The 14,647-nt window shown below is 45.0% G+C and carries 16 protein-coding genes and 2 tRNA genes; 11 read left to right on the forward strand and 7 right to left on the reverse strand.

Annotated elements, in window-relative coordinates; translation table 11 throughout:
* Nucleotides 1-19: 19 nt before the first annotated feature.
* From ACQY26_RS01150 to ACQY26_RS01190, 9 genes are read left to right on the forward strand one after another with little or no spacing between them, the layout of a single operon-like run.
* Nucleotides 20-1,468, forward strand: a complete 1,449-nt coding sequence (locus ACQY26_RS01150; protein ID WP_428047252.1) for an NAD(P)-dependent malic enzyme — start codon at nucleotides 20-22, stop codon at nucleotides 1,466-1,468.
* On the forward strand, nucleotides 1,465-2,298 hold the full coding sequence (locus tag ACQY26_RS01155; protein ID WP_428047253.1) for a fumarate hydratase: 834 nt from the start codon (nucleotides 1,465-1,467) through the stop codon (nucleotides 2,296-2,298). Before ACQY26_RS01150 ends, ACQY26_RS01155 begins: the two co-directional genes overlap by 4 nt.
* Entirely contained in the window at nucleotides 2,295-2,810 is a 516-nt protein-coding gene (locus ACQY26_RS01160; protein WP_428047254.1) for a FumA C-terminus/TtdB family hydratase beta subunit, read from the forward strand. Before ACQY26_RS01155 ends, ACQY26_RS01160 begins: the two co-directional genes overlap by 4 nt.
* Complete coding sequence (locus ACQY26_RS01165; protein WP_428047255.1) at nucleotides 2,810-3,385, forward strand: hypothetical protein; 576 nt, start codon at nucleotides 2,810-2,812, stop codon at nucleotides 3,383-3,385. The genes ACQY26_RS01160 and ACQY26_RS01165 overlap by 1 nt, the downstream gene beginning before the upstream one ends.
* A gap of 3 nt (nucleotides 3,386-3,388) precedes the next feature.
* Complete coding sequence (locus ACQY26_RS01170) at nucleotides 3,389-4,087, forward strand: hypothetical protein (protein ID WP_428047256.1); 699 nt, start codon at nucleotides 3,389-3,391, stop codon at nucleotides 4,085-4,087.
* Between the two features lie 2 nt (nucleotides 4,088-4,089).
* Nucleotides 4,090-4,548, forward strand: a complete 459-nt coding sequence (locus ACQY26_RS01175; protein WP_428047257.1) for a HAMP domain-containing protein — start codon at nucleotides 4,090-4,092, stop codon at nucleotides 4,546-4,548.
* Nucleotides 4,538-5,842: a TolC family protein gene (locus tag ACQY26_RS01180; RefSeq protein WP_428047258.1), complete on the forward strand. Its 1,305-nt coding sequence runs from the start codon at nucleotides 4,538-4,540 to the stop codon at nucleotides 5,840-5,842. The genes ACQY26_RS01175 and ACQY26_RS01180 overlap by 11 nt, the downstream gene beginning before the upstream one ends.
* A 5-nt stretch (nucleotides 5,843-5,847) precedes the next feature.
* On the forward strand, nucleotides 5,848-6,807 hold the full coding sequence (locus tag ACQY26_RS01185) for a patatin-like phospholipase family protein (protein WP_428047259.1): 960 nt from the start codon (nucleotides 5,848-5,850) through the stop codon (nucleotides 6,805-6,807).
* Nucleotides 6,794-7,783, forward strand: coding sequence for a tetratricopeptide repeat protein (locus tag ACQY26_RS01190; protein WP_428047260.1), 990 nt, complete (start codon nucleotides 6,794-6,796; stop codon nucleotides 7,781-7,783). Before ACQY26_RS01185 ends, ACQY26_RS01190 begins: the two co-directional genes overlap by 14 nt.
* Before the next feature lie 95 nt (nucleotides 7,784-7,878).
* Here ACQY26_RS01190 and pssA read toward each other — a convergent pair whose 3' ends face one another.
* The 5 genes from pssA to ACQY26_RS01215 form a co-directional block, all read right to left on the reverse strand.
* Nucleotides 7,879-8,664, reverse strand: a complete 786-nt coding sequence (gene pssA, locus ACQY26_RS01195) for a CDP-diacylglycerol--serine O-phosphatidyltransferase (RefSeq protein WP_428047261.1) — start codon at nucleotides 8,662-8,664, stop codon at nucleotides 7,879-7,881.
* Between the two features lies 1 nt (nucleotide 8,665).
* Nucleotides 8,666-9,346: a phosphatidylserine decarboxylase gene (locus tag ACQY26_RS01200; protein WP_428047262.1), complete on the reverse strand. Its 681-nt coding sequence runs from the start codon at nucleotides 9,344-9,346 to the stop codon at nucleotides 8,666-8,668.
* A gap of 61 nt (nucleotides 9,347-9,407) precedes the next feature.
* A tRNA-Leu gene (locus tag ACQY26_RS01205) sits at nucleotides 9,408-9,491 on the reverse strand.
* 31 nt (nucleotides 9,492-9,522) lie between these two features.
* Nucleotides 9,523-9,924 carry an NYN domain-containing protein gene (locus tag ACQY26_RS01210; RefSeq protein ID WP_428047263.1) on the reverse strand — a complete coding sequence of 134 codons (402 nt, stop codon included), beginning with the start codon at nucleotides 9,922-9,924 and terminating at the stop codon, nucleotides 9,523-9,525.
* 99 nt (nucleotides 9,925-10,023) lie between these two features.
* Nucleotides 10,024-10,097 (reverse strand) — tRNA-Met (locus ACQY26_RS01215).
* Nucleotides 10,098-10,199: 102 nt separating this feature from the next.
* On the opposite strand from ACQY26_RS01215, the gene ACQY26_RS01220 reads away from it, so the two are divergent.
* Nucleotides 10,200-10,511, forward strand: coding sequence for a cupin domain-containing protein (locus ACQY26_RS01220; protein WP_428047264.1), 312 nt, complete (start codon nucleotides 10,200-10,202; stop codon nucleotides 10,509-10,511).
* A 27-nt stretch (nucleotides 10,512-10,538) separates the two neighbouring features.
* Here ACQY26_RS01220 and ACQY26_RS01225 read toward each other — a convergent pair whose 3' ends face one another.
* Both ACQY26_RS01225 and ACQY26_RS01230 read right to left on the reverse strand, forming a co-directional pair.
* Nucleotides 10,539-11,405, reverse strand: a complete 867-nt coding sequence (locus ACQY26_RS01225) for a glycosyltransferase family 2 protein (RefSeq protein ID WP_428047265.1) — start codon at nucleotides 11,403-11,405, stop codon at nucleotides 10,539-10,541.
* Complete coding sequence (locus tag ACQY26_RS01230) at nucleotides 11,390-12,883, reverse strand: lipid II flippase MurJ (protein WP_428047266.1); 1,494 nt, start codon at nucleotides 12,881-12,883, stop codon at nucleotides 11,390-11,392. The genes ACQY26_RS01225 and ACQY26_RS01230 overlap by 16 nt, the downstream gene beginning before the upstream one ends.
* Before the next feature lie 21 nt (nucleotides 12,884-12,904).
* On the opposite strand from ACQY26_RS01230, the gene gatB reads away from it, so the two are divergent.
* Nucleotides 12,905-14,344: an Asp-tRNA(Asn)/Glu-tRNA(Gln) amidotransferase subunit GatB gene (gene gatB, locus ACQY26_RS01235; protein WP_428047267.1), complete on the forward strand. Its 1,440-nt coding sequence runs from the start codon at nucleotides 12,905-12,907 to the stop codon at nucleotides 14,342-14,344.
* Nucleotides 14,345-14,647: the final 303 nt, after the last annotated feature.

A 14,647-nucleotide genomic window follows, 5' to 3' on the forward strand; every position in this document is an offset into this window, starting at 1 on the left:
CGGAGTGTTCGTCCATAAAATGAAATTGAAATCAGATCTTAGCAATTTGGAAGAGTTTTTGCCTAAAACATATTCTCTGGAAAAGAGGTTAAAGGCAAAAACTCTTTTCTTTAAAAAACTGGCTTTAAAAGCGCATCAATTTTACGGCGGCAAAATAGCCGTAATTCCAAAAGCGGGGCCTATGCTTCCAGCTTGGCTGAGCGTTTGGTATACGCCCGGCGTTTCTTCCGTTTCCACGGCGGTAAGGGCCGATAACGCAGCCTCGTTTGCTTTAAGCGGCAGGGGCGGGCGCGCGCTTGTACTCAGCGATTCCACTCGCGTTTTGGGCGACGGGGACTGTACGCCGCCAGGCGGGCTGGGCGTAATGGAAGGCAAAGCCATGCTGATGAAGTATTTGGGCGGATTTGACGCTTTCCCCGTTTGCATAAACAGCCGCGGCGCGGACGGCAAACCTTCGGCCGAAAAAATAATAGATTTCGCGCATATGGTCGCGCCCACTTTCGGAGCGATTAATCTTGAAGACATCAGCCAGCCTAATTGCTACAGGGTTTTGGACGAACTTCAAAAAACTTGTTCTATTCCCGTTTGGCACGACGACGCCCAAGGCACGGCCTGCGTTACCTGCGCGGCTTTGATAAACGCGTTAAAATTAGCCCGCAAAAAAATCAATAAAATCAAAATAGTGCTTTACGGGGCGGGCGCGGCCAACAGCACCGTCGCCAAATATCTTATGCTTTTGGGCGCAAACGGCGGCGATATCGTGATGTTTGATTCGGCCGGAACCTTAAACAAAAACAGAACCGATCTTAAAAACAATCCCGATTTTTACCGTCAATGGAATTTGTGCCTTAAAACAAATAAAAACGGAGTAAAAACTCAGGAAGAAGCTTTCAAAAACGCCGATGTGCTTATAGCTCTTTCCAAACCAGGGCCGGGTACGATTAAGCCGGAATGGATAAAACTAATGGCTAAAAAGGCCATAGTGTTTGCCTGCGCCAATCCCGTGCCGGAAATATATCCTGACGAAGCTTTGGCGGCGGGCGCTTTTATCGCCGGGAGCGGAAGGGGTGATTTCCACAATCAGGTAAACAATTCTTTATGTTTCCCCGGGCTTTTAAAAGCCGTTCTTTTATGCCGCGCCAAAGCCATTACGGACACTATGGCTCTTGCCTCCGCCGAAGCGATAGCTTCCTGCGCCGCGGCCAAAGGCCTTAAAAAAGAAAAAATATTGCCGGATATGTATGACCCGGAAGTCTATCCTTTACAAGTTAAGGCCGTGGTAAAACAAGCTTTGAAAGAAGGCCTTGCGCAGGAAAATATTACGCCGGAAGAAGCTTACAAACGCGCAAAAGCGGATATTAAAGCTTCCCGCCGTTTAAGCGGGGATTTGTATAAGAGCGGATATATAAAAAAACTGCCTGCCTCGTTAATAAGCTCCGCGTTGAAAGAGGCTTTAAAAGAAGCATGAGAATTATACAAGCCGAAAAAATAACTTCTCTGGTAGCCGCATTGTGCATAGAGGCGGCGCATAATCTTCCGCCTAACCAAATAAAGCTTTTAAAACGGGCGGCTTCGTCAGAAAAAGGCCTGCCGGCAAACTTGCTTAAACTTATCTTGAAAAACACCGAAACGGCCCGCAAGGATTTGTATCCTCTTTGCCAGGACACAGGCACGGCCGTGGTGTTTTTGGAAATAGGCCAAAACGTTTTTATTGATGGCGACGTCAACAAAGCCGTTGACGCCGGCGTAAGAAAAGGCTTTAAAGAAGGTTACTTGCGTAAATCGATAGTATCCTGCCCTTTGTTTAAAAGGGAAAATACCACGGATAACACTCCTGCGGTTTTGCACATTTCTTTTGTAAAAGGCGACAAAATTAAAGTTAAAGTCTTGCTTAAAGGCGGAGGAGCGGAAAATACGAGCCGCCTTAAAATGTTTGCCCCGGCCGACGGCAAAAAAGAAATATCGGATTTTATAGTCCAAACCGTGAAAGAAGCCGGAGCAAAAGCCTGCCCGCCCCTTACTTTGGGCGTAGGTATCGGAGGGGATTTTGAACAATGCGCCTTCTTGGCGAAGAAAGCCCTTACGCGCAAATCAAAAAACAGAAATAAGCTTTACGCCGCTTTTGAGGAAGAACTGCTTTCAGGCGTGAACGCTCTTAAAATAGGACCGCAGGGCTTAGGCGGCAAAACCACCGCTTTGGCCGTATATATTGAAACCGCTCCTTGCCATATGGCAAGCCTTCCCGTTGCCGTGAACGTCTGCTGCCACAGCCACCGTTTTAAAGAGGGCGAAATATGATAAAAATAACTCTGCCTCAGGATAAAGAAAAGTTTAAGAAGCTTAAAACCGGGCAGGAGGTTTTGCTTAGCGGGACGATTTACTCGCTGAGGGACAAAGCCCACGCCAAACTTATCTGTTCCGGGCGGGCGCCGTCTTTTTTAAACGGGGCGGTAATCTATTATATGGGTCCCACTCCTGCGCGGCCGGGCAGGCCTTGCGGCAGCTGCGGGCCAACCACAAGCGCGCGTATGGATAAATATACGCCTACATTAATCAAAAAAACAAGTATAATTGGTATTATAGGCAAAGGCGAGCGTTCCGCCGCGGCGAATAAAAGTATGCAAGGCCGATTGGTTTATTTCCTCGCTTATGCCGGATTGGGCGCTTTATGCGCCAAAAGCGTTTTGAAAAGCGAAGCCGTACTTTATAAGGAATTGGGAGCGGAAGCCGTCTTCAAGCTGGAAGTTAAGGATTTTCCGCTTATCGTCGCCCAGGATTTAAAAGGCGATAACATTTACGGAGGGATATAATGAAAAAGTCATTTTTACTTTTAGCCGTTTTATGCGGCGCTATATTTTTAGGTGCGTGCAGCGGGAATAAAAAGAGCGACGCTTATGAGGAAGAACCTTATAACCGTTCCAAAAAAGCCTCTTATGAAAATCAAATGAGGTACTCCGCCTTTATCCCGTTTATGTACGAAGATAAATTTTACGCCTATTACGCTTTGGGCAAAAAGATTTCCGGCCCGGATAATAAAGGCTGGTACGAAGCGGAATTTAAAAACGGCCCTAAAGAAGGCCAAACGATAAAAACCAAGGATATCATCCTCAAAACCCGCCCGGCCGAAGGCTATGAACTTAAAAAAGGTTTGGTGGTTTTGGTAAATCACTGGAACCCCAAAAAACAGGATGAAAACAGCCGCACCGATATGTGGCGCAAAGGCGTGGTTTACAATTTGGATAAATTAAGCGAAGATAAAGTAATGCTTGAATTCCCCCATGACCGCAACGACTTTATGGCCACCAAAGAAGTTTACCGCCTTGATAATATCAGGCTTATACTTGAGCCGGAAAATATAAGAGATCCCAGAATCTTCTTGGATTAAACCATGCTTAAAAGGATATTTTATATTTTGTCCGTGCTTGTTTTGGGCGCGGGCCCTTTGTGCGCCATGCAGAGCGACACTTACCTTATCGATACTCCTACTGCGGAAGTTTTGGCTTTAAGGGATTTCGGCTTAAGGACGAGGTTTTTCAGCGGCGGCGGCGTGCTCACCTATTTTGATTTTACCGTAATTAACCGCCTTAGCATAGGGGCTTCTTTTACGGTGGAACATCTTATAGGGGAAAATAACGAGGACCTTAAGCTCCTCGTGCCTGCTTTGCAGCTGAAATACCGCTTTTATGACGGCAGCGAGGTTTTGCCGGCTTTTGCTCTCGGTTTTGACAATCAAGGTTTTTACTACGATCACGATAAAGACGAATACAAACAAAAAGCAAAGGGCTTGTATTTAGCCGCCACGAAGGAAATTTTTACGCCCGGCCTTATATTTAATCCCGGCTTAAACGTAACCGTTGACGATTTTGAATTTGATAAACTGGCCGGTTTCGCTTCGTTGGCTTATAATATTAAAGACGCCGTCAATTTAATGTTTGAGTGGGATAATATCCATAATTTTAAAGATTCCCGTCTTAACGCCGGCGGAAGAATATATATTACGGAATATTTCGCTTTGGATTTTGCTGTGCGCAATTTTAACGGCAAGGCCGAACGCATTGCCCAGCTTAAATATACTTGCAGTTTATAAATATGAACGATACCAAAAAACCGTATAAACGAAGCATAATTTTTATAAAGAAGCAAATGCAGCTTAAATTTGTATTTTTAGCTTTGCTTTTGGCTTTATTCTGCGTTATGATGTGCGTTTATGAGTTCCTCAGCCTGACTCAAACCTTCTTCCACGCTCATCCCGTTTTGCTTCAGGAACTTATGGAACAAAGCGGAAGAATTCTGCCTTTGGCTTTAATAAAACTGATAATATTTTTTGCCGTGGTGGCGATTTTGGCGGCTGTTTTGTCAAACAGAATAGCCGGGCCGCTTTATCGTTTTGAAAGCACCTGCAGGGAAATAGCCAAAGGCAATTATAAAGTGCGTATTCATTTGCGCGACGGCGATGGCCTGCGCAGCCTGGAAAAAGAATTTAATCTTATGCTTGAATCTTTGGACAAATCAGAAAATGCGGACGGAGAACATAAAGATGAAAAATAAAATAATCCTTTTTTTAACGTGCCTGTGTTTTTGCGCCGGTTTGGCCGGAGCGCAGAAATACAGAATTAAATATTCCACGGACGACAAGGATCCTCTTTCTCTGGAAAACGCAATCCGCCTTGCTTTGGAAAACAATTATAACCTTCTTCTTACCGAACAGGACGTCGTTATTTCCGAACAGCGTTTAAAGGAAGCCAAGTTCCTCTATCTGCCGGAAATCAGCTTTAACGCCGCGGCTACAGGATATAATTTGGATTCGCCTATAGTTCTGCCCGATAATTTAGGCCTTAGATATATCGCCCCGGCCAAGAATCATAACACGGAAGATTTGTTTTACGGCGTAGGCGTTTCCGCCACGCAGTACCTTTACACCGGCGGCAGAACTTCCAGCACGGTCAGCATGGCAAACGCCGGCCTTAAAGAAGCCATGAGCCGCTACGAAGCCGTAAAATACGCCGTGATTTACCAAGTGAAAGAAGCCTTTTTCCAGCAGTTGTTTTTACAGCGCAAAGAAGCTTTGCTTAAAGATATGGTAAGCAAAGCGGAAAAATACGTAACTGGCAAACACTATAAACAGTGGGAAAGAGTTTTGGTTCAGGCGGAGCTGGCCAAGATGAACAGCAAACTTGCCGCTTTGAAGGAAGAGCTTTCTTCCGCCAATTTAAAGCTTATAAACGTTCTAAACAAAGAACTTAACAGCAAAGTCGTAATCAGCGGGGAGTTTGATTTTAACCCCATAAACGTAGATTTGGCAAAAGCTACGCTTTGGGCAATGGAATTCCGCCCCGAGCTTAAAAGCGCTTTATATAAATTGGAAATGGATAATATTTCCGTAAAATTATCTTTGGCCAGGCGTTACCCCAATATTTTGCTCGGCGTCGGTTATGACCGTCAGGGGGAAGATAACCTTAAGGACGAAAATTTCCAAGCCACTTTGGCTTTAAAACTGCCGTTTGGATATGACTACGGCACCCAGCTCAAACAAAAAAGAGCCGAACAGCGTCAAAGCAATCTTAAAAGGGCCGCAATAGAAGACGCAATCCGCTCGGAAGTGCTTGAAGCTTACAATAACCTTATGTTCTGGCAAGATGAAACGGCTGTCAGGATAAGCACTTGGGATACCATCAATAAAGAACTCGGCGGCCTGAATTACAACACTCTCAGCAAAGAAGAAGCCATAAAAGTATTTAATTATTATTATGAAGCCGGCGTTGACTATCTTGAGGGGATAAAAGAACATATGCTCGCTTTGGCCAGGCTGGAACTTGCGGTCGGACAAGACATAAGAGAATAGATTTGATGAAGTTAAAATCATTGATTTTTATTTTTCTCGCGCTTTCCTTCTTAAATCCTTTTGCCGCCTGCGGTGTTATCGGCGATAAGAAAGAAAACGATATTTTGAGGGAATTTCTTTGGCAGGGTTTCATAAATCTGCCAAATAACAAACGCCCCAAAATAGGCGTTACGCTTTCCGCCGGCAGCGTAAGGGGGTTTTCCCACATAGGCGCGCTGGAAGTTATTGAAGCCAGCGGTATGCCGATAGATTATATGTCCGGTACGTCAATGGGGTGTATAGTCGGTTCAATGTTTGCGGCCGGCGTCAGCGAAGCCCGCATGCTTGATTTGGCCACCAACCCTAAGCTTTCCTATATTTCCAAAGACTTAAGCGTACTCGGCGTCATTAAATACGTTTTCGGGAACAGGTTGTTTTCTTCGGAAAACTTTCAGGATTTTATAGACGCGGAAATAGGTTCCGTATATTATGAAGATTTGGCCATACCTTTCGCCTGCGTTTCGGCTGATATTAAAACGGGGGAAAAAGTTGTTTTCAGCAGCGGGCCGGTTGCTTTAGGGGTAAGAGCCAGTATGAATCTGCCCGGCATTTTTGCGCCGGTAGAATACAGACAGAGATATTTGGTTGACGGCGGCGTTGTTGATTATATGCCTGTCGACTTGGTCAAAGAAATGGGTGCGGACTGGGTTTTGGCGGTATTTTCCCTGCCGGACTATTCAAAAAGCGTGCCTACCACCATTTTGGGATATATAATAAGAACCGGCGATTTAAGGGGGGCTTTCCTTACGGAAAACTCCGAAAAGAGCGCTAATTTCCTTATAGAATCACGTGTGGGGGATATTCATTCCTTTGATCCCAGGCAGTCTTTAAAAGCCGTGGAAATCGGCGCGCGTTCGGCTTATACTTCTTTGGACGCGATGAAAGATAATTTGCTTTTATATTCGGTGAATTATGTGCTTAAATAAAATTTCTTTTGTTTTAGCCGCTTTTTTATTATTCTTCCCTTTTGTCAGGGCGGAAGCTCTGTTCGGTTTTACCGCGCGCGCCGCGCAAAACGAGATGATAGAACAGGTCAGCGCCGCTTATGCCGAGGGCGATTATAAAACGGCGGAAGAAATCAGCCGCGAGTTTCTTGTAAAATATCCTTCCGCTTCCAAAAAAAGGCTTAAGAAGGTATATCTCTTCCTTGGAGGGGCGTACAAAGCCGAAGGTCAATACGATAAAGCCTTGCTGGTTTATAACGAAGCCGTTGAATTTCTGCCTAAAGACGAAGACGTAAACATCGCTTTGGGCGGGATATATCTTATAGGCGGCCTTACCGATAACGCGAAGGAAATTTACCGCAGAGTTTTGGCGATAAACAAAGCCAACAAAGACGCTGTTTTAGGATTGGCGCGGGCCCATTACGAGGACGGGTTTTTCTCCCGCGCGACAATGTTTTTTAAAGAATACGAAGAAGCTTCCGCAGGGGAAGAGCTGCCCTCTTCTTTCTTTTATTATTACGCCATGGCGCAGTATTTTTCCAATCATTCCGATTTGGCTTTGGAGCTGGCTTTTAAGTCCCTGTCCGCGGAAGAAACGCCAGATACGCTTATGCTCATCGCTAAAATTTACAAAAATTCCGCCGACGAAAAAAACGCTCTTAAATATTTGAACATGGCTTTGGACAAAGCCCCTGAACGTACGGATATTTATCTGACGAAAGCCCTTTGGCTTGCCTTTGACAAAGACACCGCCGCCGAAGGCGGCAAAATGGCCGACGCCGTACTCCTAAAAGACGGCCGGGATAAATTGGCTCTTTTTATCAAGTATCTTTCATTGGAGCGCTTGGGCGCGAGTGAAGCGCAAAGCTCGGTCTATCTTAAAAAGATAACGGATTTGGAAGGGGACCAGCTTATAGACAAATTGGCCGATAAGCTTTATAAGGCCGTTTCAAAATAAGCTTGCGGATTTCCTACTTTTTATAATTTTAATTCCTTTGCAAATAAAAACCGCCGGCCTTTTTAGACCGGCGGTTAAAGTTTTATAAGATGTTTCTAATCTTTCTTTACTGCCATATTTTTAAAAGCTTTAAATATTACCATTATAATACCCATAAGCGCGTATAAACCGAAGATTATAAACACCATATCCTGCGGATATTTGAACAGAAAGGCTATTATTATGGCGATAAGAGCAAGCTTTGTTACGGTAATTCTCTTGCGCGATGCGCCTTCTTTTTTGCCTTTAAAAGCGGCGTAAGGTATATTTGAAACCATAAGCAAAGCCAAACCGATGGTAATAAAGGCCGTAAGGTTGTAAATGTGCGGCAAATAAGTTTGCATGAAAGGCATCACTTTGCCGTTGGCGTCAAAAGCGAAAATATTGTAAGAAAGCGCAAAGGACACCAAAACCGCCGCGGCCGCCGGTACCGGCAGCCCGGTAAAATACTGCTTGGAAGATTTGCCGGCATGGGCCATGGCGTTAAATCTCGCCAGCCTTATCGCGCCGAAAAGCACAAAGATAAAAGCTATCTGCGCGCCGAATACGGTTATGTTTTGCAAAGCGACGTAATAAATCAAAAACGCCGGGGCCGTGCAGAAAGAAATTAAATCCGCCAAAGAATCCATTTCCACGCCGAAGGAAGATTCCGCGTTCAGCATTCTGGCGACTCTTCCGTCAAAAGTATCCAGCAGCATGGCTATAAAAATCAGCCAGCCGGCTTTGGAGTATTGCCCGTTAATTGACGCCATTATCGAGAAAAACCCGCACCCTATATTCCCCATGGTAAACAGGGACGGGATTGTGATTATTCCGGCGTGTTTTATTTTTTCAAAATTCATATTATCTCCACAGGCCAAGTACGGTTATTGCGCCCTGTACGTTTTGGCCTTCTTTTACCGTTATTCTTACTTTGTCTTTCGGCAAATACACCGCCACCTGCGAACCGAAATATATAATACCGGCATAATCCCCGGCTTTAACTTTCTGCCCGGGTTTTACCCAGCATTCTATCCTTCTGGCTATCGCGCCGGTGATTTGCTCCATATAAGCAAAGCGGTCCCCGTCGGCAAACTTGATAAGGTTGCGTTCGTTCTTATTGGCTTGCGGGTTGTTGGCGAAAGCAAAGCTGCCTTTCGTATAAATTACGTCTTTTACTTCGCCGTTCATCGTGGCGCGTTGTATGTGTACGTTGAAGATGGAAAGAAATATGCGTATTACCAAAACGTTTTCGTCGTCTTCGGTTTTGATTGACAGGATTTTGCCGTCGGCGGGGCAGACTATTTCGTCTTCCTTAAATACTGTCGGGCGGTAAGGGTCGCGGAAGAAAAAAGCCGTAAACAGGGCTATTATTGAATATACTATCGCTACGATTAAAGAAAGTATGGAGCAAGTGAAATAATAAACTGCAAAAGCGACTAATGCAAGCGCAAAAATAATTAAAGCCGTTTTTTTGCCTAGAGGGTAAATAGTTTTAACCCAGCCGAAAACTTCCCCGAAAGTCCTTTTTATATCTTCCAGCATAATACCTCGCCCGGGCGCCCACAAATTAAAATATGCCGCTTTATGGGCGGCATATAAAGAGTGGGCAGGGGGGGACTCGAACCCCCACGATCTTGCGATCAACAGATTTTAAGTCTGTCGCGTCTACCAATTCCGCCACCAGCCCTTAAGTAAATTGTAAATATATTCTAGCAAATTTAATTATAAAAGGCATTAAAAAATTTAGAGCAGGAAATACTCTTAATTCCCACCGCGCGGACTCTTTCGGCCAGGTCTCTGTCGGATGTTACCACAACGGCCCTTTGTGAATATTGTTTATAGAACTCCGCCTGTTCCAAAATAATATCATCAGCGGTGTATTCTTCCGTGAAAGAGGCGTGTACGCACGGCGTGGAAATCGGGCCGACATTGCGGAATGAACCGTCCAAAAACAGCCTGAACTCCGAGCCGTACAATCTGCCGGAACCCAGTTCGTCCAGCCAGGAAATAAGTTCCGAAGTCAGGTTTTCTTCATTGACGTAAGCGTTGCCCGTAAGGAAAGTGCGGATAAAGTTAAGCCCGTCTATAAGATAAATTGTGGGTTTTGAACTGCCTCTCATATAAACAATTATATAAAATAGGGCGGCCGGCGCGCACCTGGCCGACGGGAATTTATACAAATAAAAAACCGCCTTTCGGCGGCTTAAAAATAAAAATCATTGCGGGGGCAGGATTTGAACCTGCGATCTCAAGGTTATGGGCCTTGCGAGATACCGGGCTTCTCTACCCCGCAATATTATTATACATAATAAGGTTTGCTTTTGCAAATAGTGCGGAGTTTAGCGTTCTTTCGGCGCACCCGGCGGAGGCCGTAAATAAATGTTCCGCTAATTTTGTGGAAGTCGAGCCCGGCAACACGGCTTACGGATATCACTGGCACGAGGCTAACGAAGAAGTATTTTATATTATCAGCGGGGAAGCTTCCGTAAAAACCGAAAACGGGGAAATCCGCCTTAAACAAGGCAACGCGATTTTCTTTCCGGCGGATGTGAAAGGCTCCCACGTAATATCAAATCCGTCCGAAACGGAAAAGCTTGTTTATTTGGATTTCGGCACGGCGAACAGGCCCGATATCGTACATTTTACGGGGACGCAAAGCGGTATGGCCATATCCGAAGACGGGAAAATTTATATGTTCGGAAAATAGCGAATATACGGCAAATTCGGTAAGTTTTTAAGCCTGTTTTTTTATTCCCAAAATAATTTTCGCAACGGGTTTAAATATAAAAGAAATCAGCTTAAAAGCAAATGACAGCAGTTTGGACAGCCCGGCTTTAAACAGGTAAGAAGCCGGGTTGTTTTTTATATATAAATCTTTAATTGCGTCCCGAAGTCTTTTTTCCCCCGCCGCATTGCCCAGGCTCTTCATGGTGTAGCTGTTTTGCGTTAAACGCCAAAGGGTAAGATCCTTACCGATAAAATGGAATTTATGCTTAAAGGAAAGCCTTGCCCAAAGCCAATAATCGGCCTGCGGCGGATAAGGGGAGTCAAATCCGTATTCTTCGGCCAAAGCCGTTTTTAACATTACGCAGGAGAAAGTCGGCACCGGGTTGAAAGATAACAAAGGAAAGTTCAAATTATATTTATTTGAAAACGGATTTAACATTTTTACATATAATTCCGCCGCTTTGTTAAAAAGCGTTAATTTCTTTACGCGGTTTTTATCGCCGAAGCATTTAACTTTACTATAAATAATTTCCGCACCGGGATTATTGCTTATATAATCAACTTTTTCCTTAAGATAATTTTTGTCTAAAATATCGTCGCATTCAAGAAATGCGGCGTACTCGGTTTTGACGCAGGCCAAAGCTTTTTGCAGTGTTTGCGGCAGGCCCTTATTCGCACCGCCGGGGTGACGCAAAAGTTGTATCCTGCCGTCTGATTGCGCATAGCGGCGGATTATATCCAAAGAAGAGTCTTTAGAGCCGTCGTCAAAAACTATAAGCCGCCAGTTTTTATACGTTTGGGAAAGGACGGAATCCAAAGTTTCTTTTATGGTGTCTTGGCAATTGTAAGAAGCCGTTATTATCGAAATTTCCATTTTGCCCCCATAAGTTTTTTAAATCCCGAAAGTTCCCCCGCCCAATATAAAACCGCGGCGTTTACGGCGACGAAGAAAGAACCGTTTATAAATATTTTTATAAAGACATTGCCTTCATAAAAAGCAAAAATTGCTTTGGCCGCCGCCGCGCAAAGGAAAGAAACGGTAATCATTTTTATAACCCAAAAGATGTGCCTGCCGTAAGGTATGAAAGGCGCAAAGCGGCGCAGAGTGATTATATTCATCAAAGTCATTACGGCGTACATCGCCAGGAAAAGAACCGGGTATGCGTAAGCCCCGTAATACTTTACGCCTGCTATAAAAAACGCCGTAAAAACCAAAGCCAAAACAAGGTAGCGGGGGGTAATTTCCTTAATTATTCTAAGCGCGGCGAAAGTGTTGGAAATATTGTTGTTAAGCCCGATAAACGGCACAGCCATTATGAGCATGGCCAGGAATTTTGCCGTATTGTGCGCGTCTTGCAGGGTAAAGCCGCCCCTTTTAAAGAACATTATTATTATGTCCTCGGCGAACATGCAGGTAAACACGCAGAACGGGACTAACAGCAGCATATTGAATTTATCTGTTTTTATAATGGTTTGCGCCATTTGTTCAAATTGATTTTTTGCGGCTTCGCAGGTAAATTTAACTTTTGCCACATTGTTTACTTTGGAGGTTAAAATATCCGTCGGGCTGTCGGATAGCATTCTGGAATAATTTACCGCGCTTACCATGCCGGCTTGGGTTGAAGAAATCATAAAAATAGGCGCGTAAAGCACGGCCGCCCAAGCGAAAGCCGATGGCTGGGAATAGGCGAAGTTTAATAAAAACTTTCTGTTAAGCTCCGGTCTGCCCGGCTTAAAAATCCAGCCGGTTTTGCGGCGCAGAATATACAGGCAGAACAAAATCTGTATCCAGTATGCCGAGATATAGCCAAGGAACATCGCCTCCAAATTTTTAAAAGCCAGCAAAGCCAGCAGGGGCAGAAGAGTATTTAGCGGAGTAAGAAAGTAAATTCCGAACAGGCGGAAACTTTCGCTTAAAGATATCAAATAAGACATTATGAAATATGAAAAAAAGTATACGCAGCTTAAAAACATCAAATTGCCGGCTTGGGCGGTTTCCGCCGGCGAAAACGCCGATATAAAACCAAGTATCTGCGCCGGAAAGAAATAAGCCGCCGTACAAAATATTAAAGCGGCGGCGGCGTAAATATACAAAAAACAATTCGCCAGATTAAAAGCGGAGTTTAAGGACTTCTCGCGCTGGTGCATAAATTCCGGCAGGACAAGAGAAACGTTTATGGAGGAAAGCCACCCCGTAATTACGGCGCAGATGAGTATCAGGTAAAAGTAAATGTCGGTTTTTACCGTCGCGCCGAAGTAAAATGCCAGCAAAAGGCTGCTGATGAAGGAAAACACTTTGCCCGCCACCGTAGCGGCGACGGAGAGCGCGGCTCCTTTTTTATAATTCTCCATATTTGATATTATATTAAATATATGAAACAAGAATTTGAACCAGTAATCGGGCTGGAAATCCACGTCCAGCTTGCGACAAAAAGTAAAATGTTCTGCGCTTGCCCAAGCGGCGCCAAGGCCGATATGCGGCCCAATACCGCGCTGTGCCCTCTTTGCAGCGGACAGCCGGGCGTATTGCCCGTTATCAATAAAGAGGCCGTACTTTTGGCTTTAAAAGCCGGGCTTGGCATAAACGCTAAAATCAATAAAACTTCCGTTTTTGCGCGCAAAAATTATTTTTATCCCGATTTGCCTAAAGGCTATCAAATTTCCCAAGACGATAAACCCATAATACAGTTTGGCTCGGTGGATATTGAAACCGAAGATGGCCAAACCAAAAAAATCAATATTACCCGCGCCCATTTGGAAGAAGACGCCGGGAAGTCCACCCACGAAAGCGGAGCTTCTTTAATAGATTTAAACCGCGCCGGCGTGCCTTTGCTGGAAATCGTTTCCGAGCCTGATATGCGCAGCCCGCAGGAAGCTTACAATTATCTGACCGCGCTTAAAAAAATAATGCAATGGCTGGAAGTTTCCAACTGCGATATGGAAAAGGGCGAACTGCGCGTGGACGTAAACCTTTCTTTAAGGCCGAAAGGGACGGAAAAATTCGGCACCAGAATAGAAATAAAAAATCTTAACTCTTTTAAGGCCGTAAAGGACGCTTTGACTTACGAAATAAAACGCCAAAGCGAACTTTTGAATGGCGGCGGAACCGTTACCCAGCAGACCATGCTTTGGGATGAAGCCGCCGGCGTTACGCACGTTATGCGCAGCAAGGAAACGGCCCAGGAATACAGATACTTCCCCGAGCCCGATTTACCGCCTTTGACGATAAGTGAAGAAATGCTTGAAAGCGTTAAATCGGCCATGCCGGTTTTGCCGGCAGAAAAGCGCGCTTATTACGAAAAGGAACTCGGCCTCAATGCGTATGACTCCAAACTTATAACCGGAAGCCGCGGCCTTTGCGATTATTTTGAGCAGGTTTTAAAAGCCGGGGCCCAGCCCAAAAACGCCGTCAACTGGATAGGCACCGATCTTTTGGGCAAACTCAACGCCGCCGGCAAGGATATATCCGAAAGCCCGGTAAAAGCCGCCGACTTGGCCGCCTTGATAAACTATATCCAAAGCGGGAAAATCTCTTCCAAAATGGCGAAGGAAATTTTCGTAAAAGCTTTTGAAAGCGGCAAGAGCGTCAAAGAGCTTGTGGAAAGCTCCGGGGCTTCGCAGATAAGCGATGAATCCGCGCTTGAAGCTTGGGCCAAAGAAGCTTTGGCCGCCAACCCCAAAGCCGCCGCCGACGTTAAAGCCGGCAACGGCAAAGCTATAGGCGCATTGGTCGGCGCCGTAATGAGGATGTCTAAGGGTAAGGCGAATCCGGCGGTGCTTAACAAGATATTTATGAAGCTTATCAACGGGTAGGGTATTTTTACTCGTGTTAAGTTGCATACTCGCACGGTTTTGCCTCGTGTTAAGTTTCACGCTCACGGCTATCAAACTTTAATATTTAGGCAATTTTTAATTTTTTCCTTGCTTGGGTACTGCGCGCACAATGTGCGCATCATACTTAGTACACCGCGCGCGTAAGAAAATTAAAACTTGCTCTAAATCTTAAAGCTCACGCCGGTTGCACGCTCGCATAGCTTTTACTCGGTCTAAGTTGCGTACTCGCGGCTAGCAATTTAGGTTAAGCAAAGCCTTATACTGCACCTTGCGCCGCTCTGA

The organism is Candidatus Proelusimicrobium excrementi, assembly GCF_937881865.1.
In the GTDB taxonomy this organism is placed as follows: Bacteria; Elusimicrobiota; Elusimicrobia; order Elusimicrobiales; family Elusimicrobiaceae; genus Proelusimicrobium; species Proelusimicrobium excrementi.